22 protein-coding genes, 1 other RNA gene and 1 pseudogene are annotated in these 21609 nt (G+C 68.8%); 18 read left to right on the forward strand and 6 right to left on the reverse strand.

The genetic code is table 11. The features are described 5' to 3' along the window. A partial coding sequence (gene dnaX, locus IMZ29_RS20270) for a DNA polymerase III subunit gamma/tau (protein ID WP_216187536.1) occupies positions 1 to 1160 on the reverse strand: 1160 nt, incomplete at its 3' end. A gap of 106 nt (positions 1161 to 1266) precedes the next feature. Next, an RNA gene (gene ffs, locus IMZ29_RS20275) (signal recognition particle sRNA small type) lies at positions 1267 to 1364 on the reverse strand. A gap of 122 nt (positions 1365 to 1486) precedes the next feature. On the opposite strand from ffs, the gene IMZ29_RS20280 reads away from it, so the two are divergent. The 12 genes from IMZ29_RS20280 to IMZ29_RS20335 all read left to right on the forward strand — a co-directional run bounded on the left by IMZ29_RS20280 (position 1487) and on the right by IMZ29_RS20335 (position 11864). Continuing rightward, positions 1487 to 1801 (forward strand): (2Fe-2S) ferredoxin domain-containing protein, encoded by a 315-nt coding sequence (locus tag IMZ29_RS20280; RefSeq protein WP_216187538.1) that lies wholly within the window; start codon positions 1487 to 1489, stop codon positions 1799 to 1801. 29 nt (positions 1802 to 1830) lie between these two features. After that, positions 1831 to 2478, forward strand: a complete 648-nt coding sequence (locus tag IMZ29_RS20285; RefSeq protein ID WP_216187550.1) for an alpha/beta hydrolase — start codon at positions 1831 to 1833, stop codon at positions 2476 to 2478. Between the two features lie 162 nt (positions 2479 to 2640). Continuing rightward, positions 2641 to 3882, forward strand: coding sequence for a D-alanyl-D-alanine carboxypeptidase family protein (locus tag IMZ29_RS20290; RefSeq protein ID WP_216187552.1), 1242 nt, complete (start codon positions 2641 to 2643; stop codon positions 3880 to 3882). A 74-nt stretch (positions 3883 to 3956) separates the two neighbouring features. Continuing rightward, the gene (locus IMZ29_RS20295) at positions 3957 to 4226 is read left to right on the forward strand and encodes a DUF493 family protein (protein WP_216187555.1); all 270 of its coding nucleotides are present in this window, start codon (positions 3957 to 3959) and stop codon (positions 4224 to 4226) included. Positions 4227 to 4241: 15 nt separating this feature from the next. Next, on the forward strand, positions 4242 to 4883 hold the full coding sequence (gene lipB, locus IMZ29_RS20300; protein ID WP_216187605.1) for a lipoyl(octanoyl) transferase LipB: 642 nt from the start codon (positions 4242 to 4244) through the stop codon (positions 4881 to 4883). A 121-nt stretch (positions 4884 to 5004) separates the two neighbouring features. After that, a complete protein-coding gene (locus tag IMZ29_RS20305) occupies positions 5005 to 5988 on the forward strand; it encodes a Bug family tripartite tricarboxylate transporter substrate binding protein (RefSeq protein ID WP_216187557.1) in 984 nt (327 codons plus the stop codon). A 32-nt stretch (positions 5989 to 6020) separates the two neighbouring features. After that, the gene (locus IMZ29_RS20310) at positions 6021 to 7001 is read left to right on the forward strand and encodes an asparaginase (RefSeq protein ID WP_216187559.1); all 981 of its coding nucleotides are present in this window, start codon (positions 6021 to 6023) and stop codon (positions 6999 to 7001) included. 127 nt (positions 7002 to 7128) lie between these two features. Further along, the gene (locus tag IMZ29_RS20315; protein ID WP_216187561.1) at positions 7129 to 8007 is read left to right on the forward strand and encodes a LysR family transcriptional regulator; all 879 of its coding nucleotides are present in this window, start codon (positions 7129 to 7131) and stop codon (positions 8005 to 8007) included. Positions 8008 to 8145: 138 nt separating this feature from the next. Continuing rightward, entirely contained in the window at positions 8146 to 9147 is a 1002-nt protein-coding gene (gene lipA / locus IMZ29_RS20320; protein WP_216187564.1) for a lipoyl synthase, read from the forward strand. Between the two features lie 133 nt (positions 9148 to 9280). After that, entirely contained in the window at positions 9281 to 10441 is a 1161-nt protein-coding gene (locus IMZ29_RS20325; RefSeq protein ID WP_216187567.1) for a CaiB/BaiF CoA transferase family protein, read from the forward strand. Positions 10442 to 10470: 29 nt separating this feature from the next. Beyond that, positions 10471 to 11085 (forward strand): cysteine dioxygenase family protein, encoded by a 615-nt coding sequence (locus IMZ29_RS20330; RefSeq protein WP_216187569.1) that lies wholly within the window; start codon positions 10471 to 10473, stop codon positions 11083 to 11085. Further along, on the forward strand, positions 11082 to 11864 hold the full coding sequence (locus tag IMZ29_RS20335; protein ID WP_216187572.1) for an enoyl-CoA hydratase/isomerase family protein: 783 nt from the start codon (positions 11082 to 11084) through the stop codon (positions 11862 to 11864). The genes IMZ29_RS20330 and IMZ29_RS20335 overlap by 4 nt, the downstream gene beginning before the upstream one ends. Positions 11865 to 11967: 103 nt before the next feature. On the opposite strand, the gene IMZ29_RS20340 is transcribed toward IMZ29_RS20335, so the two are convergent. Together IMZ29_RS20340 and IMZ29_RS20345 are read right to left on the reverse strand one after the other, a co-directional pair. Further along, positions 11968 to 13149 (reverse strand): alpha-hydroxy acid oxidase, encoded by a 1182-nt coding sequence (locus IMZ29_RS20340; RefSeq protein WP_256445207.1) that lies wholly within the window; start codon positions 13147 to 13149, stop codon positions 11968 to 11970. A gap of 122 nt (positions 13150 to 13271) precedes the next feature. Then, complete coding sequence (locus IMZ29_RS20345) at positions 13272 to 13859, reverse strand: LOG family protein (RefSeq protein WP_216187609.1); 588 nt, start codon at positions 13857 to 13859, stop codon at positions 13272 to 13274. Positions 13860 to 14013: 154 nt separating this feature from the next. On the opposite strand from IMZ29_RS20345, the gene IMZ29_RS20350 reads away from it, so the two are divergent. The 6 genes and pseudogenes from IMZ29_RS20350 to IMZ29_RS20375 all read left to right on the forward strand — a co-directional run bounded on the left by IMZ29_RS20350 (position 14014) and on the right by IMZ29_RS20375 (position 19106). Beyond that, positions 14014 to 14754 (forward strand): c-type cytochrome, encoded by a 741-nt coding sequence (locus tag IMZ29_RS20350; protein ID WP_216187574.1) that lies wholly within the window; start codon positions 14014 to 14016, stop codon positions 14752 to 14754. Next, the gene (locus IMZ29_RS20355) at positions 14751 to 16079 is read left to right on the forward strand and encodes a c-type cytochrome (RefSeq protein ID WP_253207324.1); all 1329 of its coding nucleotides are present in this window, start codon (positions 14751 to 14753) and stop codon (positions 16077 to 16079) included. The genes IMZ29_RS20350 and IMZ29_RS20355 overlap by 4 nt, the downstream gene beginning before the upstream one ends. A gap of 21 nt (positions 16080 to 16100) precedes the next feature. After that, a pseudogene (locus IMZ29_RS20360) lies at positions 16101 to 16844 on the forward strand (methionine ABC transporter ATP-binding protein); the annotation flags it as partial. Between the two features lie 104 nt (positions 16845 to 16948). Next, positions 16949 to 17593 carry a methionine ABC transporter permease gene (locus tag IMZ29_RS20365; RefSeq protein WP_253207326.1) on the forward strand — a complete coding sequence of 215 codons (645 nt, stop codon included), beginning with the start codon at positions 16949 to 16951 and terminating at the stop codon, positions 17591 to 17593. A gap of 105 nt (positions 17594 to 17698) precedes the next feature. Then, the gene (locus tag IMZ29_RS20370; protein ID WP_216187582.1) at positions 17699 to 18487 is read left to right on the forward strand and encodes a MetQ/NlpA family ABC transporter substrate-binding protein; all 789 of its coding nucleotides are present in this window, start codon (positions 17699 to 17701) and stop codon (positions 18485 to 18487) included. A gap of 142 nt (positions 18488 to 18629) precedes the next feature. After that, a complete protein-coding gene (locus tag IMZ29_RS20375) occupies positions 18630 to 19106 on the forward strand; it encodes a sterol desaturase family protein (RefSeq protein WP_216187584.1) in 477 nt (158 codons plus the stop codon). 3 nt (positions 19107 to 19109) lie between these two features. Here IMZ29_RS20375 and IMZ29_RS20380 read toward each other — a convergent pair whose 3' ends face one another. Both IMZ29_RS20380 and IMZ29_RS20385 read right to left on the reverse strand, forming a co-directional pair. Then, complete coding sequence (locus tag IMZ29_RS20380; RefSeq protein WP_216187586.1) at positions 19110 to 20069, reverse strand: phytoene/squalene synthase family protein; 960 nt, start codon at positions 20067 to 20069, stop codon at positions 19110 to 19112. After that, positions 20066 to 21604, reverse strand: a complete 1539-nt coding sequence (locus IMZ29_RS20385) for a phytoene desaturase (protein WP_216187589.1) — start codon at positions 21602 to 21604, stop codon at positions 20066 to 20068. The genes IMZ29_RS20380 and IMZ29_RS20385 overlap by 4 nt, the downstream gene beginning before the upstream one ends. Positions 21605 to 21609: the final 5 nt, after the last annotated feature.

Genomic DNA, 21609 nt, shown 5'->3' on the forward strand with positions numbered 1-21609 from the left:
CGGCGGCGACGACCCGCCCGCGCGGCGCGCGCGGCGGCAGGCCCGGACTCGGGCTCCGCCGGCTCACCACCTGCCGGATCCGTGGCAAACGCCAGCATGCGCAGGCAGGCCATGACGAAGCCGGCGTACTCGTCCGGTGCCAACGCGAGTTCGGGCCGGCTGTGCAGGGCGATGGAGTAATAGAGCTGCACGCCGTCGGCCGGCAGACGCGCCGCCAGGCGGCGGATGTCGGCCGCGAGCGGCGTGTCTTCCGTGGGCAGGCCCGGGATGCGCTGCGCCATGGCCACCTGGGCCAGCAGGCCGGCCAGGTCGCCCAGCGCGGCGCTATACGACAGGCTGCGCGCGGCGAGCTCATCGGCCACGGCCACCATGGCAGGGCCGTCGCGCTCGGCCAGCGCATCGAGCAGGCGCACCAGATAGCGCTGATCGATGGCGCCCAGCATGCCGCGCACGGCATCCTCGGACACGTTGCCGCCGCTGTAGGCGATGGCCTGGTCCGTCAGCGACAGGGCATCGCGCATGGAACCACGCGCAGCCTGGCCGATCAGGCGCAGGGCCTGGGGCTCGGCCGGCACGGCTTCGGCCTCGAGCACCTTCGTCAGATGACCCGCGATGGATTCGGGCGGCATCTGCTTCAGGTTGAACTGCAGGCAGCGCGAGAGCACGGTCACCGGGATCTTCTGGGGATCCGTGGTGGCCAGGATGAACTTCACGTGCGGGGGCGGCTCTTCAAGCGTCTTCAACATGGCGTTGAAGGCGTGGCCCGTCAGCATGTGGACTTCGTCGATCATGTAGACCTTGAAGCGGCCGGCCGACGGTGCATACACCGCCTGCTCCAGCAGCTTGGTCATTTCCTCCACGCCGCGATTGGACGCGGCGTCGAGCTCGAGGTAATCCACGTAGCGATCGGCATCGATGCCCGTGCAGGCCGCACACACGCCGCACGGCGTGGGCGTGATGCCCTGCTGGCAGTTGAGCGCCTTGGCGAGGATGCGCGAGAGCGTGGTCTTGCCCACGCCACGGGTGCCGGTGAAGAGCCAGGCATGGTGCAGCCGTTGCGTGCTGAGCGCTTGCGAGAGCGCGCGCACCACATGCTCCTGGCCAACCAGCGTATCGAAGTTTCGCGGCCGCCATTTGCGGGCCAGCACGAGATAGGTCATGGCGCCATTTTAGGGCACGGCGGCGATCGCTGCGCGGCAGGTGCCGCGGCCTCGCCCCGGGGAGCGCCGTGTCGCGCTTTTGCCCGAGGGGCAAGGCGACGGAAGAAGGGGCGGGCCTGACTTCGGCACTGCCGGGAAACGACTATGGCTGCTTCGTTCCCGACCTGACCAGGTTCGCCGCTCCGACATGCGAAGGGGCCCGCGGTTGAGATTCTACCAGCTTGCGGGCAATGCTCTTCGAGCCCCCGACTACAATGCCGGTTTTCCCAGGGGCGTGCCTTCGTCGACGCACCTGGACGGCGCTGTGCCGCTGCGAGGTTTCTGCCATGAGCTACTACCGTCATCACGTCTTCTTCTGTACCAACCAGCGCGAGCCGGGCGCGGACCGCCCGAGCTGCGCGAGCTGCGGCGCGGCCGATGCGCAGGCCCACGCCAAGAAGCGCATCAAGGCACTGGGCCTTGCGGGCGCGGGCGAAGTCCGCGTGAACAAGGCCGGCTGCCTGGACCGTTGCGAGGAAGGTCCCGTCCTCGTCGTCTACCCCGAAGGTGTCTGGTACACCTACGTCGACAACAGCGACATCGACGAGATCATCGACCAGCACCTGGTCGGCGGCGAGCCCGTCGAGCGCCTGCGCATCTGACCCCGCATCTGTCCCCTTTTCGGACCCTCATGACTGACCGCCCCGACACTCTCCGATTCACGGGCCACGCCGGCGACATCGATTGCGCGCTGGACTGGCCGGACGCCGAGCCGCGTGGCTGGGCACTGCTCCTGCACCCACACCCGCTGCACGGCGGCGCGCGTGGCAATAAGGTCGTGACCACGCTCGCGCGGGCCTGCACGCAAGCGGGCCTCGTGGCGGTACGGCCAGACTTTCGCGGCGTGGGCCAGTCGGGCGGCACCTATGACGAGGGCCGCGGCGAGGCCGAGGACATGCTTGGTCTGCCCGCGCAGATGCTCGCGCGCTTTCCGAGCCTGGCCGGCACGCCCTTCGTGCTGGGTGGGTTCTCGTTCGGCAGCGCGGTGGCGAGCCAGGTGGATGCCGGTGGCGACGCCGCCGGGCTGCCGGCGCGCACCGCGCTGATGCTGATCGGCACGGCCGTCGAGCGCTTCGCCGTGGCGCCCGCCCCCGCCGATACGCTGGTCGTGCATGGCGAGGAGGACGACACCATCAAGCTCGCGAGCGTACTCGACTGGGCACGCCCGCACGCCACGCCGGTGGTGGTGATTCCGGGAGCGACGCACTTCTTTCACGGCAAGCTCATCGCGCTGCGCGACGTGACGGCGCGCTACCTCGCCGAACGGCTGGGCCGATAGCGCGTCGTATCACCCGGTTGCACTTGCGCAGCCTTGCCGGCCCTTCGGCAGCGCGGCAGTGCCGGTCGGCCTGCCTATAATGCCGCCTTGCCCCGCGCGCCCTGGCGCGCCCGCCGGCCTCGCCGGCGCGGCTTCTCCCGCCAACCCCCCTTGCCTGACGTTATGACGCTTTCTTCCCCGATGCCCCGGGCTTGGCAACGTCGCCTGACGGCCATCGCCGTGGCCGCCATGATGGCTGCCGCCCCGCTCGCCCATGGCCAGACGACCACCGAGTCCGGCACCCCCGCCCCCGCGGCCGTGACCGCTGCGCAGACGGTGTCCGCCGTTGCTCAGCTCTCGAACATTCCTTCTCCGAACATCGCCGCACGCGCCTGGATCTCCGTCGACGCGACCAGCGGCCAGATCATTGCCGCGTCCGCGCCGGACACGCGCGTCGAGCCCGCCTCGCTCACCAAGGTCATGACGGCCTACCTGGTCTTCAAGGCGCTCGACGAGAAGCGCCTCACCCTGGACCAGGAAGTCCCCGTCTCCGAGCAAGCCTGGCGCACGCCCGGCTCGCGCATGTTCATCGAACCGCGCAAGCCCGTCACCGTGAGCGAGCTCGTGCAGGGCATGATCGTGCAGTCGGGCAACGATGCGTCGGTGGCGCTTGCCGAGGCCGTGTCCGGCAGCGAATCGGCCTTCGTCGCCCTGATGAACCAGGAAGCGCAGCGCCTGGGCATGAAGGACACCCACTTCATGAACTCCACCGGCCTGCCCAACGAGCAGCACCTCACCACGGTGCGTGATCTCTCGGTGCTCGCCGCGCACATCGCGCAGGATTTCCCGGATCACTACAAGTACTACAGCCAGCGCGAGTACTCGTACAACAACATCACGCAGCCGAACCGCAATCGCCTGCTGTGGCTCGACCCGACCGTCGACGGCATGAAGACGGGACACACCGATGCCGCCGGCTACTGCCTGATCGCCTCGGCCCTGCGCGGTGATCGCCGCGTGGTGACCGTCGTCGTGGGCACGACCAGCGAGACCGTGCGCGCCCAGGAAAGCCTGAAGCTCCTGAACTGGAGCTTCCAGAACTTCGACACGGCCCAGCTCTACGCGGCCAATCAGGCCGCCGTCGAGGCCCGCGTCTGGAAGGGCGAGGCCGACACCGCCAAGCTCGGCCTGACCACCCCGGTCAAGGTCACCGTGCCGCGCGGCCAGGTCGAGAAGGTCCAGCCCGTCGTCGAGCGCACCGACCCGCTGATCGCCCCGCTCGAGGCGGGCCAGCGCGTGGGCACCTTGAAGCTCGTGCTCGACAACCAGGTGCTGCAGGAAATGCCGCTGGTGGTCCTGGAGCCGGTGGCCGAATCCGGCTTCTTCGGCCGCATGGTCGACGCCATCCGCCTGCGCTTCCAGTAAGGCCGCGGGGCGGCGTGCACTTGATTCCGCACGCCGCCGGCCCCATCTTCTGAATTTGCACGCGAGGTGGCAGCATGGCCGACACTCAAGAATCCCTCATCGAGTACCCGAGCGATTTCCCCATCAAGGTGATGGGCAGGTCGCACCCGGAGTTCACCCAGATCCTGACCGAACTCGTCCTGCAGTTCGACCCCGGATTCGATCCGGCCACGGTCGAGATGCGCGCGAGCGGCAAGGGCAACTACATCGGGCTCACTTTCACGGTGCGCGCCACGTCGCGCGAACAGCTCGACGAGCTCTACCGTGCGCTCACCTCGCACGAGATGGTGGCCTACGTCCTCTGACGGCCCGCATTCATGCTGACACGCTGGCTCACGCCGCGGCCCTCGGCCTATGCGCCGGTCTGGGCCGACATGCGCGCCTTCACCGAAGCGCGCACGGCTGATACGCCGGACGAGATCTGGCTGACCGAGCACGTGCCGGTCTACACCCTGGGGCAGGTGGGCAAACCCGAGCACCTGCTCGCCCCCGGTGACATCCCCATCATCGCCACGGATCGCGGCGGCCAGGTCACCTACCACGGCCCCGGACAGGTCACGGCCTATGTGCTCCTGGATCTGCGTCGTGCGGGCTACTTCGTGAAGGAGTATGTCCACCGGATCGAGGATGCCGTGCTCGACGTGCTGGCCGAAGCGGGTATCGCGGGCGCCGTGCGCGAACCGGGCGCGCCGGGCATCTACGTGCCGGACCCGGACGATGGGCGCTGCCGCACCGCCAAGATCGCCGCGCTCGGCATCAAGGTGAGCCGGGGCTGCACCTATCATGGCGTCTCGCTGAACGTTGCCATGGATCTGGCCCCGTACGACGGCATCAACCCCTGCGGCTATGCGGGGCTGCGCACGGTGGACCTGCGCACGTGCGGCGTCTCGGCCGACATCGACACCATCGGCGAGCGTCTCGCCTGGCATCTGGCCAAGAAGCTTGCCCCTGCAAGCCGCTGAGCGCAGCGGCCCGTCAATTTTTCTGCACTCCCACGTCAAGAACATTGGCCTGCGAGGCTGCCGCGCACTGCCTGGCTTGCACTAGTCTTGAGGGCCTCCCTCTCGGCAACCAGGTACTGTCATGACCCTCGCGAATGCCCTGAAGCATCTCGGCCGCTGCGCGGCCACCGGCCTGCTGGCCTGTACGGCGGTCACCGCCGTGGCCGCCAGCTATCCCGAACGTCCCGTGAAGATCGTCGTGGGCTACTCGCCCGGCGGCGCCACCGACGTGATCGCTCGCCTGATGGCCACCGAGCTGTCCCGCGAGATGGGCCAGCCTTTCATCGTCGAGAACCGCCCTGGCGCTGGCTCCAACATCGCCACGGAGAACGTGCTGCGCGCAGCGCCCGACGGCTACACCCTCCTGCTGCTGACGATCCAGAACGCCACGAACATGTCGGTGTACAAGTCCGTGAACTACGACACGGCCAAGGATTTCACGCCGATCGCCCAGTTCATGGCCTCGCCCAGCGTCCTCGTGGCCGCGCCTCAGCTGGGCGTCACGGACCTGCAAAGTCTCATCGCCAAAGCCAAGGCGGAGCCCGGCACGCTCAGCTTCGCCTCCACCGGGGTGGGCGGCTCGCCGCACCTGGCCGGCGAGATGCTCAAGGCGCGCGCGGGCATCGACATGCTCCACGTGCCGTACAAGGGCACGTCGCAGGCCATGACCGACGTCATCGCGGGCAACGTGTCGACGAGCTTCATGACGACGCTGGGCGTGCTCGAACACATGCAGTCGGGTGCGGTCAAACCCCTGGCCGTGGCTTACCGTGAGCGCCTGCCAGAGCTGCCCAACGTGCCGACGATGGCCGAAGCGGGCATCGCGGACTTCGAGGTCGTGTCCTGGAACGGCCTCGCCGCGCCGGCCGACACCCCGCCCGAGGTGGTCAAGGCGCTCGGCGAGGCACTCGAGCGCATCCTGGCCAAGCCGGAGATCCAGGAGCGCGTGCGCGGCCTCGGCGGCCAGACGGTGATCCACGGCCCTGGCGAGTTCGCCGCCTATGTCCAATCGGAGATCGACAAATGGGGCGAGGTGGTCCAGACCGCCGGCATCTCGCTCGACTGAGCCCCTTTCCCAACCTGCTTTCAGGAGACTGCATGCGCACCTGCGCCCTCATGACCACCGGTGGCACGATCGTGTCGCGCATCGACCCCGCCACGGGCCTTGCCAACGCGGTCCTCTCTGGCGACGACCTGCTCGCCGCCCTCGCCCCCTACGGTGACGTCGGCCCCGTCGAGATCCACGACGTCGTGCGCGTGTCCTCGCCGCAGATCGGCCTGGACGACTGGCGCGCCCTGCACGATGGCCTGCAGGCAGTCCTGGCGCGCGAGGACGTCGAGGGCGCGGTCGTGACCCACGGCACCGCCACGCTCGAGGAAACCGCCTGGTTTCTCGACCTGACCCTCGCCACGGACAAGCCGGTAGTGGTGACAGGCGCCCAGCGCAACGCCTCGGAGCCGGATTTCGACGGCCCGCGCAATCTCTTCAACGCCTTGCAGATCTGTCGCACGCCAGCCGCCCGCGGCAAAGGCGTCATGGTGGCGCTCAACGGCAACGTCAATGCAGCGCGTCAGGTCACCAAGTCGCACACGCTCGATGTGGAAACCTTCCAGTCCGGCGAATGGGGCTACCTGGCGAGCGTGGTGCGCAACGCGGTGATCTTTCGCCGCTCGCCCGAGCCGCGCCTGCACGTGCCGCTGGGCGAGGGCGCCTGGCCGGACGTGCCCATCGTCCCGATGTACGTGGGCGCGACGGGCGCGGCGGTGCGCGCGGCCGTCGCCGAGGGCGCCCAGGGCCTGGTGATCGAGGCCGTGGCGTCTGGCCATGTGAACGAGGCGCTCTTCGAGGCCGTGCTGCAGGCGCTCGAAGCCGGCGTGCCGGTCGTCATCGCCACGCGCATTCCCCGCGGCCACACCCGGGTGGGTTACGGCTTCGCGGGCTCCTCGGCACTCATGACGGAACGCGGCGCCGTTCTGGCCGGGGATCTGTCGCCCTGGAAGGCGCGCATCCTCCTCATGCTCGCCATTCAGGGTGGACAGACGGACACGGCCGCGCTGCGCGGGCTCTTCGGCACGTGATGCTGGCGTGGCGGGACAGAATCTCCTGCGGACGCGTTCCGGAAACCGCCTGGGCCTGCCCCAGGCGCTTCGGGGGCCCACGGGAGGACTGGCCTAAGATGAGGCTCCCCCGCCTGCCTTGTCGCCCATGAAGATCGACGCTTTCGCCACCCTGGACGCCGTGCTGCGCGCCGGCTCGCTTGCCGGCGCCGCGCTGGAACGCAATCTCACGCCCAGCGCGGTCAGCATGCAGATGAAGCAGCTCGAGACCTATCTCGGGCAGCCCCTGTTCGACCGCTCCGGCCAACAGGTCCGGCCCAATGCCCTGGCCCATGAGGTGGCCGCGCTCACCCGGCTCACGCTGCACGGGCTCGAAGGCTTGCGCAAAGAGCGCAGTATCACCGTTGAAGGTGTGGTGCGTCTGGGCGTGATCGATTCGCTCCTGCCAATGATGCTGCCCCCCACGCTGCGGCATGCCCGGCAGCGGCACCCGGATCTGCAGATCCGCCCGGTGCGCGGGCGCAGCGCCGGCCTCACCGATGCCGTCAAATCCGGTGCGCTAGACGCCGCCCTGGTGGCGCGCCCGCCCGGGGGCGGCTCGGCGCGCCTGCGCTGGCACACGGTGGCGCGCAGCCCCTTCGTGCTCGTGGCGCCGCTCTCGGCCACGGAGACTTCTCTGCCCGCGCTCTTTCGCGAGTACGAATGGATCCGCTACCAGCGCGATACCGTGACCGGGGCGCTGGCCGCGCGCTACGTCAACGCCCACGTGCGCACCAAGCGAGGCAGTATGGAGTTCGACAGCGTGGCGGCCATCGTGGCCATGGTGAGCGAAGGCCTGGGCGTGTCCGTGCTGCACGTGATGGATCCGCGGGTGTACCAGGCGTACCCCGTGCGCGTGATCCGTCTGGGCCGCGGCGCGCCCGTGATCGACATGGCGCTCGTGTCGCGCAAGGAAGACGACGACAAGCGCCCCCTCGCAGCCCTGCGCGAAGCCGTGGCGGCCGCCCTGCCCAAGACCCTCGCGTAGGGAGCGGGTTGTTGCGAGGGTGCCGCGATGCCCGCCCCGGCGGCAGGGTCGTTTCTGCCCGGCCCGGCCTGGGGCGTTAAAATGGCCGATCACTCACCCACGCCGCCCGGCCAGACGCCTGTCGGCCCGAGGACGCCCATGACCGCCCCCGTTGATGTGCCAGCCAGCCCCGTCCGCGCAGACCGCGGCACGCTGCCGGCCTACGATGCCACCGAAAAGCAGAAGTCCGGCGCCAAGACCGCCCGGATCCCGATCAAGATCGTCCAGGCCGAACGGCTGAAGAAGCCGGACTGGATCCGCGTGAAGGCGCCCTCGCCCAGCTCGCGCTTCTACGAGATCAAGGAGATCCTGCGCGAGCACAAGCTGCACACGGTGTGCGAAGAGGCGTCCTGCCCGAACATCGGCGAGTGCTTCGGCAAGGGCACGGCCACGTTCATGATCATGGGTGACAAGTGCACCCGTCGCTGCCCCTTCTGCGACGTGGGTCACGGCCGGCCGGATCCGCTGGATGTGGACGAGCCGGAGAATCTCGCCCGCACCATTGCGGCGTTGAAGCTGTCCTACGTGGTCATCACCTCGGTGGACCGCGACGACCTGCGCGACGGCGGCGCTGCCCACTTCGTGGCCTGTATCCAGCGCACGCGCGAGCTCTCGCCCAGCACCCGCATCGAAGTCCTCGTGCCGGATTTCCGTGGCCGCCTGGATCGCGCCCTGGAAATCCTGAACGGCGGCCCGCCCGACGTCATGAACCACAACCTGGAGACCGTGCCACGCCTGTACAAGCAGGCGCGGCCTGGGTCGAGCTATGAGCATTCGCTCAAGCTCCTGCAGGAATTCAAGAAGCTGCACCCGGACGTGCCCACCAAATCCGGCCTGATGCTGGGCCTGGGCGAGACGGACGAGGAGATCCTCCAGGTGATGCGCGACATGCGCGCGCACGACGTGGACATGCTCACGATTGGCCAGTATCTGCAGCCCTCGGAGCATCACCTGCCCGTGCTGCGCTACGTGCACCCGGACACCTTCGCGATGCTCGAGCGCGAGGCCTATGCCATGGGGTTCACCCATGCAGCGGTCGGCGCCATGGTGCGCTCGTCCTATCACGCGGACCAGCAGGCGCACTCGGCCGGCGTCGTCTAAGCAAATTCGCTTCAGGAAGAACGTCGTCCCGATGATGGGACGATAATGGGGGCGGCCTCGTCTGATCGAGGCCGCCGGCGCCGCGCCCCGTCGCTTGGACCGGCCGTTCCCATCGCGCTTTCCTGGATGCCTCATGTCGTCTTCCTCGCTGCCGCTTGCCGGCGTCAAAGTCATCGAAATCTGCCACGTGGCCGCCGGGCCTTTCGCCGGCTTGCTCTTGGCCGACTACGGCGCCGACGTCGTCAAGATCGAGCCGCCCGAGGGCGACACGCTGCGCCAATGGCCGCCCCTGAGCGAAGCCGACGGCACCCGATTCAGCGAGAACTTCGCCTCGCTCAATCGCGGCAAGCGCTCCGTCACCCTGGATCTCAAGCAGCCCGAGCACCTCGCCCAGGCGCGCCGGCTGATCCGTGAAGCCGACGTGGTCGTCGAGAACAACCGCCCGGGCGTCATGCAGCGCCTGGGCCTGGGCTGGGATGACGTGAGTGCCGAGCATCCTGGCCTCATCTACTGCTCGATCTCGGCCTATGGCCAGAGCGGGCCGCGTTCGACCGAAGGCGGCTTCGACGTCACCGTGCAGGCCGCCGCGGGCGTGATGAGCGTCACGGGCGAGCCAGGCGGCGCGCCCGTCAAGTGTGGGGTGCCCATCTCGGACTTTACCGCCGGCCTCTACGCCGCGTTCTCCGTCGCTGCCCTGCTCGCGCGTGTGCGCGCCGGCGGCCCGGGTGGGCGCATCGACGTGCCGATGTTCGCCACCACGCTGGCCGTAGGCGCCTTGCAGACCAGCGAGTACTTCGGCACGGGCCGCGACCCGCGCAAGCTGGGCTCGGCCCACCCGCGCAATGCGCCCTACCAGGCGTACGAGGCGGCCGACGGCTGGTTCGTCATCGCCGCGGGCAATGACAAGCTGTGGCGTTCCGTGTGCCAGGCGGTGGAAACACCGCATCTGCTGGATGACGAGCGGTTCACGAGTCCGACACTGCGCGCAGCCAACCAGGAAGCCCTGCGCGATCTGCTGCACCCTTACTTTGTGCAGCGCAGCGTGGCCGACTGGCTGGGACGCTTCGCGGCCGTGGGCGTGCCCCACGCGCCCATCAATGGCTATGCCGCTGCGCTGGACGACACCCAGGCCCAACATTTGCAGCTGGTGCAACCCATGACCCTGCCCAACGGCGTCGCCACCCGCACCGTGGCGTGCCCGGTGTGGCTGGATGGTGCGCCAGTCGCCGTGAACACCCGCCCGCCCCACCTCGGCGAGCACACCGCGTCGCTCACAGCCGCCCCTGACGCCTGACCTTTTGCGCCATAGCGCCAGGAGCCCTCATGCCCTCCGACACCCTCGCCCCGCTGCGTGAATTCGTCGTCGCCATGACCCGTCTCGCGGACGAGACCGGCCTGGACGAACCCGTGCGCATCGCACGCGCGCAGGGCCTGCTCTCTGCCCTCGTGCGCCGCGACGACTGGCTGCCGGACGCCTGCGCGCAGCCCCACGCGGATTTCTACCAACAATATCTGCTGCATTGCGATCCGCTCGAGCGCTTCAGCGTGGTGAGCTTCGTCTGGGGCCCGGGTCAACGCACGCCCGTGCACAATCACGGCACGTGGGGCCTGATCGGCATGCTGCGCGGCGCCGAGATCGGCCAACGCTATCGACGCGAGGCGGACGACGGCCTGGTGCCCGATGGCCCGCCCGCGCGGCTCGAGCCCGGCGACATCGAGCTCGTTTCTCCCGCCACGGGCGACATTCACCTCGTCGAGAATGCATTCGCCGATCAGGTGTCGATCAGCATCCACGTCTACGGCGCCAACATCGGCGCCGTGCGACGCCACGTGTTCGATCCGGCGAGCGGCGTGGCCAAGCCCTTCGTGTCCGGCTACTCCACCGAGACCGTGCCCAATCTCTGGGATCGGTCGGCCCAGGTGAGGGCCATGCCATGAGCGAAGGTCACAACGGCGCCGCCGTGACGCCAGACAGCCCGCCGGTGCTCGTCGCGCAGCAGGAGGGCCTGCTCACGCTCACCCTGAATCGCCCGAAATCCGGCAACGCCTTGTCGGCGGCCATGGTCGAGGCATCGCTGGACGCCATCGACGCCGCTGCCCAGGACCGAACGATCCATACGCTGCTGCTGCGCGGCGAGGGCCGCCATTTCTGCACCGGCTTCGACCTTGCGGATCTGGACAGCACCACCGACGGCGAGCTGTTGCATCGCTTCGTGCGCATCGAAACCCTGCTCGCCGCCCTCTGGCACGCGCCGCAGCGCACGGCAGTGCTGGTGCACGGCCACGCCTGGGGCGCTGGCGCCGATCTCGTCGCCGTCTGCGAGCAGCGCGCCGCCGCCCCCATCGCCACCTTTCGCTTCCCCGGGGCGCAGTTCGGCCTGGTGCTGGGCTCGCGCCGGTTGGCCGAGCGCGTGGGCGCAGACACGGCGCGCACGTGGATCACCTCGGCAGCGGTGGTGGACGCCGACGGCGCAGCGGCGCACGGCCTTGTCAGCACCGTCGTTGACGACGGCGGCGCCGACTGGCTCAGTCAGTTGACCACACCACCCGCCGTTGATCCGCACACGGCCGCAGCCATCCGTGCCGCCACCCGACCCGATCACCGCGATGCGGACTTGGCGGCGCTGGTACGCTCGGCAGCGCGGCCGGGGCTGCGTCAACGGATCGCGGACTATGCGGCGCGGGCGCGGGCGAGCCGCGCGGCCTCGGTGCCGTAGACGTAGACCCAGCACGACGTGGCAACTCGCTGTGACGCGTTGCCGGCGTGGCGTCACAAGACCGCTCAACCTCTGCTGCCAAGGGCGGTCAGCGCGCCCCCTTTCACACGATCCGATCCGCCGTCGGATACGTTCCCGGCACCAGCACGCTCGCGTCCACGTCGTGGATGTCGCGCTTGCCGCACAGCGCCATGGTGACGTCCAGTTCCTTCTTCAAGATCTCCAGCACGCGGCTGACACCGGCCTCGCCACGCGCGCCCAGGCCGTAGAGGAAGGCCCGGCCGATGAGGGTGCCGCGCGCGCCCAGCGCCACGGCCTTCAACACATCCTGGCCGGAGCGCACGCCGCCGTCCATCCAGATCTCGACCTGATCGCCCACGGCGTCGACGATGGCAGGCAAGGCGTTGATGGAGGACAGGGCGCCGTCGAGCTGGCGGCCGCCATGGTTGCTCACCACGATGGCGTCCACGCCACAGGCGGCGGCCATGCGGGCGTCCTCGGCGTCGAGCACGCCCTTCAGGATGAGCTTGCCGCCCCAGTAGCGCTTGATCCAGGCAATGGACTCCCAATTCAGCTGCGGATCGAACTGCTCGGCCGTCCAGGCGCCCAGCGAGCCGAGATCGGTCACGCCCTTGGCGTGGCCGACGATGTTGCGGAAGGTGTGGCGCTTGGTGCCGAGCATGCCGGCGCACCAGGCGGGCTTGGTGGCGAGGTTGAGCAGGTTGCGCAGGGTGAGCTTGGGCGGCGCGGTCATCGCGTTGCGCACGTCCTTGTGGCGCTGGCCGAGGATTTGCAGGTCCAGCGTCACCATCAGCGCGGAGCAGCCGGCCGCGCGGGCGCGGTCGATCAGGTTCTCCACGAAACTGCGGTCGCGCATCACGTAGAGCTGGAACCAGAACGGCGCCTTCACGTGCTCGGCCACGTCCTCGATCGAGCAGATGCTCATCGTGGACAGCGTGAACGGGATACCGAAGGCCTTGGCCGCGCGCGCGGCGAGGATCTCGCCATCGGCGTGCTGCATGCCCGTGAGGCCGGTGGGCGCGATGGCCACCGGCATGGCCACGGACTCGCCCGCCATCGTGGTGCGCAGACTGCGGTTGGTCATGTCCACCGCCACACGCTGGCGCAGCTTGATCTTCTGGAAGTCCGCTTCGTTGGCGCGATAGGTGGATTCGGTCCACGACCCCGAATCGGCATAGTCGTAGAACATGCGCGGCACACGACGGCGCGCAGCAACGCGCATGTCCTCGACGCAGCACAGCGCGGAATCTGGATGGGCAGACAAGAGCAGCTCCTGAAACCAGGAAGGCCATCAGCCAGGGCCAACAAGGCCTGGCATGACGGACATCCGAAGGACGCAAATGGTAGCAACAATCGCGCTGCGCGTGCCGGGTCTGCCCTCGCCCCTCAGGTGTCGCTACGCTCCACCCACTTCTTCACCACCGGCGCCTCGTAGCTCGCGTAGGCGGTGAGCAGCTCCTCGCCCGACTCTGCCGTCATGAGCATGCGCCGGTGCGTCGCGTTGACGAAGCCATGGCTCACGGTATTGTCGAGGAAGGTGGCGAGCGAATCGTAGTAGCCCGCGACGTTGAGCAGGCCGCACGGCTTGGTGTGCAGGCCGAGCTGGCTCCACGTCCAGATCTCGAAGATTTCTTCCAGGGTGCCGACCCCACCGGGCAGGGCAACGAAGGCGTCGGAGAGCTCGGCCATCTTGGCCTTGCGCTCGTGCATGGAGGTGGTGACGATGAGCTCGGTGAGCCCATGGTGCGCGACTTCCCGGTCCACCAGCGCCTGCGGGATGACGCCGATCACCTCGCCGCCGGCGGCGAGTGCCGCATCCGCCACGGCGCCCATCACGCCGATGCTCGCGCCGCCATACACGACGCGGATGCCACGCTCACCCAGCAACGTGCCGAAGGTGCGCGCGGATTCCAGGAAGACGGGCGAGTTGCCCGGATTCGAACCGCAATAGATACAAAGGCTACGGATGTCCATCATGATGTCCTCAACGGACCGCGGGCAGCGCCGCCCACGGGACGAGGCATCGTACCCCAGACGCCCCGCGGCCGGCGCCTGGGCGGCGCGGGCTAAAATCGACAGGTTTGTCGGCACCGCCGTCCTGGCAGCCGGCCCGACGCCGTTCACACCCATGCCCCATCGACATCGCCCGCGGTCCATTGGCGCGCTCGTCGCGTCCGCGTTGCTTGCCCTGGCTGCCACCGCCCCCCGCGCGGAGGAAGCCCGGCTCGGCCTGCCCGCGGACATGGCGGCGCGCATGGCGGCCTGTACGGCCTGTCATGGCGAGCAGGGGCGCGCGGGCACGGACGGCTATTACCCGCGCATCGCGGGCAAGCCGGCGGATTATCTCTATCACCAGCTGCTGAATTTTCGCGATGGCCGCCGGCAGTACGCGCCGATGACCTGGCTGCTGGAGAATCTGCCGGACGCCTATCTGCGCGACATCGCCACCTACTTCTCCGAACAGCACCCGCCCTACCCGCCGCCCGCGCGCGCCAACGTGCCGGCGGCCACGCTCGCACGCGGCGAACAGCTGGTGCGCCAGGGTGCGGGGCAAGGGCAGCCGGCCTGTGCGGCCTGCCACGGCGCCGATCTGGCGGGCGTGGCACCTGCCATCCCGGGCCTGCTGGGCTTGCCGCGCGATTACCTGCTGGCACAGCTCGGTGCCTGGCAGAGCGACACGCGCCGCACGCCCGCCCCCGATTGCATGGCGCACGTGGCCAAGGCGATCGCCCCGCAGGATGTCGCCGCCGTCGCGGCCTGGCTGTCCTCGCAGCCGGTGCCGCCCGGCTATGAGGCCCGCGAAGCCCCGGATCTGATGCTGCCGCTCGCCTGCCACGGCGTGCCGCAACGCGGGGAGGCACAACCATGATCCGCACGCCCACGCCCGCGCCCCGCCGTGGCCGTCGCTGGCTCGCGCGCAGCGCCTTCGCGCTGGCGGTGGTGATCGCCGTGGGCGCGAGCGCCGCCTGGTGGCTCGGCACGCGCGACGATCCGATGGTGGCCGCCACCACGACGAATTTCGACGACGCCGACCTGATCGCACGCGGCGCTTACGTGGCCAAGCTGGGCAATTGCGTCACCTGCCACACGGCGGCGGGCGGCGCTGCCTACGCGGGTGGACGCCCCGTGCCCACGCCCTTCGGCACGTTCTACGGCCCCAACATCACGCCGGATCCGCAAACCGGCATCGGCCATTGGAGCGCCGACGACTTCTGGCGCGCCCTGCACAACGGCAAGACGCCCGACGGCCGCCTGCTCTACCCGGCCTTCCCGTATCCCGAGTACACCCAGGTGACGCGGGCGGACGCCGATGCGCTCTACGCGTATCTGCGCACGGTGCCAGCCGTCAGCCAGACCAGCCGCGAGAACACGCTGCGCTTTCCGTACGACCAGCCCCTTGCACTGGCCGCCTGGCGGGCGCTGTTCTTCCGCCCCGGCGTCTACACCCCAGAGCCGGGTCAGGATGAGACCTGGAACCGCGGCGCCTACCTGGTCAACGGGCTCACGCATTGCGCGGCGTGCCATACGCCGCGCAACGGCTGGGGCGCGTCGCGGGGCGATGCCGCCCTTGCCGGCGGCACGATTCCCATCCTCGACTGGTACGCCCCGCCCCTCACCGGCAACCGCCCCAACGGCCTGGGCGACTGGCACGCCGACGACATCGCCGCGCTGCTGCGCACCGGCGTGAGCGCACGGGGCACGGCAGCCGGCCCGATGGCCGAAGTCGTGTTCCAGAGCCTGCAGCATCTCACTGCCAACGACGCGGCGGCCATGGCCCAGTACCTGAAGTCCCTGCCGGCCTCGCCCGCGGCCGATCGTGTCGACGCCTCCGGCGCCGGCCGTGGCACGGGCGCAGGCGGCCTCATGACCCACGGCGCCAAGGTGTACGAGGCGCACTGCCTCGATTGCCACGGCGCCAATGGTGAAGGCAAGACGCCGGCCTACCCGCCGCTCGCGGGCAATCTCTCCGTGCTCGCGCCCTCCACCGCCAATGCCATCCGCGTCGTGCTCAACGGCGGCTTTGCCCCCGGGACGGCCGGCAATCCTCAACCCTACGGCATGCCGCCGTTCCGTCAGTCGCTCAGCGACAACGACGTCGCGGCGGTCGTGACCTACATCCGCGGCAGCTGGGGCAACGATGCTCCCGGCGTGGCGCCGCCGGACGTGCGTCGTTATCGCGCCATCGCGCGCTGACGCTTACCTTCTCTCGCGCCTGTGATCGAACTCCAGCGAATCGAAAAGACCTTCCACACCGCGGATCGCGCGCCCTTCCAGGCCTTGCGGGGCATCGACCTGCAAGTCCAGACGGGCGAGATCTTCGGTATCATCGGCCGCTCCGGCGCCGGCAAGAGCACGCTCATTCGCACGCTGAACCTGCTGGAGCGCCCGAGCTCAGGCCGCGTCATCATCGAAGGGCAGGACATCACGGCGCTGGACGGCGCCGCGCTGCGTGCAGCGCGCCAGCGCATCGGCATGGTGTTCCAGCACTTCAACCTGCTCAACGCGCGCACGGTGTACGAGAACGTACGCTTTCCGCTGCGCCTGACCGGTCAGTATTCGGCTGCGCAGATGAAGGAACGCGTGGACGAAGTGCTCGCGCTGGTGGGGCTGACCGAGCACCGTGACAAGTACCCGCGCCAGCTCTCCGGGGGCCAGCAGCAGCGCGTGGGCATTGCACGCGCGCTCGCCAACCGGCCGCGTCTGCTGCTGTGCGACGAAGCCACCTCCGCCCTGGATCCGGAGACGACGCGCTCCATCCTTCAGCTGCTCGCCCGCATCAACCAGGAGATCGGCCTGACCATCGTGCTCATCACCCACGGCATGGACGTGATCCGCGCCATCTGCCATCGCGTCGCCATCCTCGAGCGCGGCAGCATCGTCGAACAAGGCGAGGTGACGCAGATCTTCCGCGATCCCCAGCACGAGGTGACCCGCGCGCTGCTCGATCCGCTCGGTATCCACTTCGGCGCTCCCACCAACGAGGTGCTGGCATGAACGCCGAGACGAGCGTTGCTGTGGGCTGGTTCGCGCCCCTTGCCGACCTCGGCCGGGCCATTCTCACGATGGATTGGGAGCCCGTCTGGCTGGCCACCTGGGAAACCCTCGTGATGACCGGCGTGTCGCTGTTCTTCACGGTGCTCATCGGCCTGCCGCTGGGTATCCTCCTGTTTCTCACGAGCCGCGGGCAGTGGCTGCAATCACGCGCGCTCTATGGCGTGCTGTCGGTCGCCACCAACGTCCTGCGCTCGGTGCCGTTCATCATCCTGCTCATCGTGATGATCCCCATCACCCTGAAGCTCGTGGGCACGTCGCTGGGGGTGCGTGGCACCATCCCGCCGCTCGTCGTGGCCGCCGCGCCCTTCTTCGCGCGGCTCACCGAGAACGTGCTGCGCGAGCTCGACCGCGGCATGATCGAGGCCTGCCACGCGATGGGCGCGAACACCCGCCAGATCGTGTGCTTCGCCATCCTGCCCGAGGCCTTCACCGGCCTCATCGGCGCGGTCACCGTCACGGCCATCATGCTCGTGGGCTACTCGGCCATGTCGGGCGTGATCGGCGGCGGCGGTCTGGGCGATCTGGCCGTGCGTTTCGGCTATCAACGCTTCCAGACCGAGGTCATGGTGGTGACGGTGGCGATCCTGGTCTTCATGGTGCAAGTGCTGCAGTTCCTGGGTGACAGGCTCGTGCAGCGCATGGATCACAAATAACCAGAAGCTATAAAGGAATCGATTTTCGTGAGATGAAGGCAGTTAGAATTCGAGTCATGTCGTCGGGCGCTTCTGCTCGACGCAACTCGATTCAGGAATTGCCTCATGTTCAAGACCACCGTGCTGCGCGCCGCCTTCGCGGCCGCCCTCATCGCTGGCGCTGCCGGCGCTCACGCCCAGAAGCTGTCCGTGGCGGCCACCCCCGTGCCGCACGCCGAACTGCTCGAGCACGTCAAGCCCGCGCTTGCCAAGGAAGGCGTGGAACTGGACATCAAGGTCTTCACCGACTACGTGCAGCCCAACCTGCAAGTGGCGCAGAAGCAACTGGACGCCAACTTCTTCCAGCACAAGCCGTATCTGGACGAGTTCAACGGCAACCGCGGCACCAAGCTCGTGTCCGTGGGCCAGGTGCACGTCGAGCCCTTCGGCGCGTACTCCAAGAAGATCAAGGCGATCGGCGATCTGGCCGAGGGCGCCACGGTCGCGATCCCGAACGATCCGTCAAACGGCGGCCGCGCCCTGCTGCTGCTGGCCCGTGAAGGCGTGATCACGCTGAAGGATCCGAAGAACATCCTCGCGACGCCGCGCGACATCGCCGAAAACCCGAAGAAGCTGCGCTTCCGTGAAATCGAAGCGGCCACGCTGCCGCGCGTGCTGGATCAGGTCGACCTGGCCCTGATCAACACCAACTACGCGCTGGAAGCCGGCCTGAACCCCAAGGCCGACGCTCTCTTCATCGAAGGCGAGGATTCGCCGTACGCGAACATCCTCGTCACGCGTGACGACAACGCCGATTCGGCGGCCGTGAAGAAGCTCGTGCAGGCGCTGCAGTCGGACGACGTGCGCAAGTTCATCGAAGAGAAGTACAAGGGCGCCGTCGTTCCGGCGTTCTGATCGCAGGATCCGGCGCGGGCTCGTGCGCCTGCGCTGCGCGTCGGACTCCCTTGGCGTGCCGCGCCTCGACGCGGCACGCTGCATGCTGGCAACATCCGGTTGTGCCTGCCTTCCGGCAGGCCCCCTCTAGAGTCTGTCGCGCATGTCCTGGTATGCCGCCCTAGCTGTCGTCCTGGTCACCGTCGTCGCGATGGAATTCGTCGCCTGGGGATCGCACAAGTACATCATGCACGGCTGGGGATGGGGCTGGCATCAGTCGCATCACGAGCCCCGGCACGGCCGCTTCGAGAAGAACGATCTCTTCGCCGTCGTCTTCGCGGTGCTGGCCATCGTGCTCATCGGCTACGGGCGCCTGCATGCGCCCGTGCTCGCCGCGATCGGCGCCGGCATGACGCTGTACGGTCTGCTGTACTTCTGTGTGCATGACGGTCTCGTGCACCAGCGCTGGCCGTGGCGCTTCGTGCCGCGCAGCGGTTACCTGAAGCGGCTCTATCAGGCGCACCGTCTTCACCATGCTGTGCCCACGCGGGAGAATTGCGTGGGCTTCAGCTTTCTCTATGCCCCGCCTGTCCACCAGCTCAAGGACGAACTGCGCCGCCTGGACAGCGTGCGGCGCTGAGGCTCACAGGCCTGCCCTGGCCTCCCAGGGCGCGGGCGGGCGTGGCGCAGGCGCGCGATGCCGCACGGCCCAGGCCAACCATCCCGCACCGGCAACATGGCCCAACTTCTGGGCCGAGGTCGTGCTCACCCGCGTATCCCAGGCCGCAGCCCCGCGTGCGCGTACCGCCGTGCCGATCGCGTGATACACGCGGCGAGCGGTGGCGATGGCGAGCGCGCAACGCCCGGGCAATGCGGCAATGCCCGTATCCGCGGAGGCGTAGTAGCCCTCGGCCACGTCGAGCAACCGCACTGCCAGCCGATGGACCGCGGCGCGATGCGCCGGATCTGCCACGTCAGCAGCCTCTGCCGGCACGCCGGCCTCAGCGAGCCATTGCGCAGGCAGATAGACGCGCCCGCCTTCCGCATCCTCGATCACGTCGCGAGCAATGTTGGTGAGCTGAAAGCCGATGCCCAGATCGCAGGCCCGCGCCAGAACGGCAGCATCGCGTACGCCCATGATGCGGGCCATCATGATGCCCACGACGCCGGCGACGTGATAGCAATACTGCAAGGTGTCGTCCAGCGTCTCGTAGCGCTGGCCGACCGCATCCATGCGAAAGCCTTCCAGGTGCGCCATCGGCTGGGACATCGGCAGCGCATGCTGGCGCGCCACAAGGCGCAGTGCGGCAAACGCCGGGTGGGTGAGACGGCCGTGACCGAACGCGGCCCGCGTCTCGTCCTGCAGGCTTTGCAGGGCGAGCTCGGCGGCATCGCCCGCCAGCGGCGCCAGGCCGTGCCCCAGATCCTGCCCGTCGATCACGTCATCGCAATGACGACACCAGGCATACAGCATGACAGCACTGTCGCGCGCCGGGGCCGGCAGGAGGCGGGCTGCCGCCGCGAAGCTCTTGGAGCCCTGGCGCAGCGCCGCCTGCGCATGGGCCAGCACGGCCGCGTCGGTCCACAGGTGTCCGTTCGTCATGCGCCCTCTCCTGCCAGCATCAGGCCGGCTGTGGCCTTGGCGGAACCGATCACACCCGGCAGGCCGGCGCCCGGGTGTGTGCCCGCTCCCACAATGTACAGGTTCGGAATCTCGTCGTCGCGGTTGTGCGGGCGGAACCACGCACTTTGCTGCAGTGAGGGTTCCAGGGAGAAGGCCGAGCCCAGGTGCGCGTGCAGTTCGGTCTGGAAATCCGCCGGTGTGAAGATGCGGCTCGTGACCAGATTGGCGCGCAGCCCCGGCAGATACCGGGCTTCCAGGTAATCCAGGATGCGGTCACGGTAGCGCGGCCCTTCCACGGACCAGTCGATGGCCGCGTTGCCCAAGTGCGGCACGGGTGCGAGCACATAGTGCGCGCTGCATCCCGGCGGCGCCAGGCTGGGATCGCTGGTGCTCGGCGAATGCAGGTAGAGCGAAAAATCCTCCGACAGCGACTGGCCACCGAAGATCTCGTTGATCAGCGCCCGATAGCGCGGGCCGAAGCAGACCATGTGGTGCGGCAGCGTGGGTGGCTGGCGCAGCCCGAAATGCACCACGAAGAGCGACATGCTGAAGCGCTTGCTGCGCAACCGCCTGGCCTCGCGCTGGCCGCGGTCCGTGGCACCCAGCAGCTTGGCGTAGGTATGCACCACGTCGGCGTTGGAGGCCACCATGTCGGCGGCGAAGGTGCGCCCGTCCGCCAGCCGCACGCCCGTCGCGCGCCCCTGCGCCACGTCGATGGCGGTGACCTCGGCATGGCACACCAGTTCGCCGCCCAGGTCCGTGAAGAGTCGGGCCATGCCGGCCACCAGGGCGCCGGTGCCACCCCGCGGGAACCACACGCCCCAGCGCCGCTCAAGCGCATGGATGAGCGTGTAGATGGATGACGTGCCGAACGGATTGCCGCCCACGAGCAGCGAGTGGAACGAGAAGGCCTGGCGCAGTTTCTCGTCCTTCACGAAGCGGGCCACCATCCCGTACACACTGCGCCAGGCCTGCAGCCGCGCCAGCGCCGGACCCGCCCGCACCATGTCGCGAAACGACAGGAAGGGCACCGTGCCGAGCTTCACGTAACCCTCTTCGAGCACCGCGTTCGAATAGGCGAGAAAGCGCCGGTAGCCGGCCACGTCGTCCGGATTGCGCAAGTGGATCTGGCGCTCCAGCTCGGCCTGGTCATTGACGTAGTCGAACTGGCTGCCGTCCTCCCAGGCGAGCCGGTAGAACGGGGACACGGGCATGAGCTCGACGTAGTCCGAAAGCTCACGGCCTGCGGCGTTGAACACGGCCTCCAGGCAGGACGGATCGGTGATGACGGTGGGCCCGGCATCGAAGGTGAAGCCGTCGTCGTGATAGACGTAGGCGCGGCCCCCCGGCTTGTCGCGGCCTTCGAGGAGCACGGTGCGCACGCCGGCAGCCTGCAGGCGGATCGCCAGGGCCAGGCCGCCGAAACCGGCGCCGATGACGATGGCACGGCGTGCGGCAGGGTCGAGGCCGCCGCGCGGCAGATCGGCGGTCGGGGCTTGGGGCAAGGCGCTCATGAGAA

Source organism: Verticiella alkaliphila (assembly GCF_018904615.1).
Classification (GTDB): Bacteria; Pseudomonadota; Gammaproteobacteria; order Burkholderiales; family Burkholderiaceae_B; genus Verticiella; species Verticiella alkaliphila.

Bases quoted from the DNA above. Each gene is read 5' to 3' on its own strand.
- IMZ29_RS20350 (WP_216187574.1), top strand. From the start codon at position 14,014: ATGCCCCATCGACATCGCCCGCGGTCCATTGGCGCGCTCGTCGCGTCC.
- IMZ29_RS20355 (WP_253207324.1), top strand. From the start codon at position 14,751: ATGATCCGCACGCCCACGCCCGCGCCCCGCCGTGGCCGTCGCTGGCTC.
- IMZ29_RS20325 (WP_216187567.1), top strand. From the start codon at position 9,281: ATGTCGTCTTCCTCGCTGCCGCTTGCCGGCGTCAAAGTCATCGAAATC.
- IMZ29_RS20290 (WP_216187552.1), top strand. From the start codon at position 2,641: ATGACGCTTTCTTCCCCGATGCCCCGGGCTTGGCAACGTCGCCTGACG.
- IMZ29_RS20370 (WP_216187582.1), top strand. From the start codon at position 17,699: ATGTTCAAGACCACCGTGCTGCGCGCCGCCTTCGCGGCCGCCCTCATC.
- lipA (WP_216187564.1), top strand. From the start codon at position 8,146: ATGACCGCCCCCGTTGATGTGCCAGCCAGCCCCGTCCGCGCAGACCGC.
- IMZ29_RS20365 (WP_253207326.1), top strand. From the start codon at position 16,949: ATGGATTGGGAGCCCGTCTGGCTGGCCACCTGGGAAACCCTCGTGATG.
- IMZ29_RS20385 (WP_216187589.1), bottom strand. From the start codon at position 21,604: ATGAGCGCCTTGCCCCAAGCCCCGACCGCCGATCTGCCGCGCGGCGGC.
- IMZ29_RS20380 (WP_216187586.1), bottom strand. From the start codon at position 20,069: ATGACGAACGGACACCTGTGGACCGACGCGGCCGTGCTGGCCCATGCG.
- IMZ29_RS20305 (WP_216187557.1), top strand. From the start codon at position 5,005: ATGACCCTCGCGAATGCCCTGAAGCATCTCGGCCGCTGCGCGGCCACC.
- IMZ29_RS20295 (WP_216187555.1), top strand. From the start codon at position 3,957: ATGGCCGACACTCAAGAATCCCTCATCGAGTACCCGAGCGATTTCCCC.
- IMZ29_RS20335 (WP_216187572.1), top strand. From the start codon at position 11,082: ATGAGCGAAGGTCACAACGGCGCCGCCGTGACGCCAGACAGCCCGCCG.
- IMZ29_RS20345 (WP_216187609.1), bottom strand. From the start codon at position 13,859: ATGGACATCCGTAGCCTTTGTATCTATTGCGGTTCGAATCCGGGCAAC.
- IMZ29_RS20310 (WP_216187559.1), top strand. From the start codon at position 6,021: ATGCGCACCTGCGCCCTCATGACCACCGGTGGCACGATCGTGTCGCGC.
- IMZ29_RS20315 (WP_216187561.1), top strand. From the start codon at position 7,129: ATGAAGATCGACGCTTTCGCCACCCTGGACGCCGTGCTGCGCGCCGGC.
- IMZ29_RS20285 (WP_216187550.1), top strand. From the start codon at position 1,831: ATGACTGACCGCCCCGACACTCTCCGATTCACGGGCCACGCCGGCGAC.
- IMZ29_RS20330 (WP_216187569.1), top strand. From the start codon at position 10,471: ATGCCCTCCGACACCCTCGCCCCGCTGCGTGAATTCGTCGTCGCCATG.
- IMZ29_RS20375 (WP_216187584.1), top strand. From the start codon at position 18,630: ATGTCCTGGTATGCCGCCCTAGCTGTCGTCCTGGTCACCGTCGTCGCG.
- IMZ29_RS20280 (WP_216187538.1), top strand. From the start codon at position 1,487: ATGAGCTACTACCGTCATCACGTCTTCTTCTGTACCAACCAGCGCGAG.